General features: G+C 69.4%; 1 pseudogene. It reads left to right on the forward strand.

Annotated elements, in window-relative coordinates:
• Window positions 1-1,072 (forward strand): annotated as a pseudogene (locus ACIRF9_RS52725) (phosphoketolase); the annotation flags it as partial.

Below are 1,072 nucleotides of genomic sequence, written 5' to 3' on the forward strand. Positions count from 1 at the left end.
CCACGGCCGACGTCCTCGACTGTGTCCCCGGCGGAGCCCAGCGGCTCGGCGCCACCCCGTACGCCAACGGCGGCCTGCTCGTGCGCGACCTGCCCGTCGCACCGCTCGACGACTTCGCCGTACGCGTCGACAAGCCGGGCACGACCCTGCACGAGCCGACCCGAGTCCTCGGTGACCTCCTGGCCCGGGTGATGCACGACACCGGCGGACGCCGGGACTTCCGCCTGGTCGGTCCGGACGAGACCGCGTCGAACCGGCTCCAGGCCGTCTTCGACGTCAGCGGAAAGGCGTGGCAGGCCGCACATCTGCCGGTCGACGAGCACCTCGAGCACCACGGCCGCGTGCTGGAGATCCTCTCCGAACACACCTGCCAGGGCTGGCTGGAGGGCTATCTGCTGACCGGCCGGCACGGCCTGTTCTCCTGCTACGAGGCGTTCGTCCACATCGTCGACTCCATGGTCAACCAACACATCAAGTGGCTGAAGACATCACGGGAGTTGGCTTGGCGCGCGCCCATCGCCTCCCTCAACTACCTGCTCACCTCGCACGTGTGGCGCCAGGACCACAACGGGTTCTCCCACCAGGACCCCGGCTTCGTCGACCACGTCCTCAACAAGAGCCCCGAAGTCGTACGGGTCTACCTGCCGCCGGACGCCAACACGCTGCTGTCGGTGGCGGACCACGCCCTGCGCAGCCGCGACTACGTCAACGTGATCGTGGCGGGCAAACAGCCCTGCTTCGACTGGCTGTCGATGGACGCGGCACGCGCACACTGTGCCAGGGGCGCCGGTGTCTGGGAGTGGGCCGGCACCGAGAACGGCGGCGAGCCGGACGTCGTCCTCGCCTGCGCCGGTGACGTGCCCACCCAGGAGGTGCTGGCCGCCGCGCAGCTGCTGCGCCGCCACCTGCCCGATCTCGCCGTCCGGGTGGTCAACGTGGTCGACATGACCCGGCTGCTGCCGCGCGAGGAACACCCCCACGGGATGAGCGACTTCGAGTACGACGGCCTGTTCACCACCGACAAGCCGGTGATCTTCGCCTACCACGGCTACCCGTGGCTGATCCACCGCCT

This window comes from Streptomyces sp. NPDC096132, from assembly GCF_044763345.1.
In the GTDB taxonomy this organism is placed as follows: Bacteria; Actinomycetota; Actinomycetes; order Streptomycetales; family Streptomycetaceae; genus Streptomyces.